Annotated in this window: 1 pseudogene; it reads right to left on the reverse strand. The window is 45.7% G+C overall.

From position 1 onward, the window contains the following. Positions 1-210, reverse strand: a pseudogene (locus ACIR131C_RS26600) (photosystem II q(b) protein); the annotation flags it as partial.

Consider the following 210-nt stretch of genomic DNA (forward strand, 5'->3'; position numbering starts at 1 on the left):
AGAAGGAACTACTGCACCAGAAATAATGTTATTTCCGTATAGTAAAGAACCTGCAACTGGCTCACGGATACCGTCAATGTCAACGGGAGGTGCTGCAATGAAAGCGATAGTAAAGCAAGCGATCGCACTCAAGAGAGTAGGGATCATTAATACTCCGAACCAACCGATGTATAGGCGGTTATCTGTGCTGGTAATCCACTCGCAAAAGCG

The organism is Dolichospermum circinale AWQC131C (genome assembly GCF_000426905.1).
GTDB classification, from domain to species: Bacteria; Cyanobacteriota; Cyanobacteriia; order Cyanobacteriales; family Nostocaceae; genus Dolichospermum; species Dolichospermum circinale.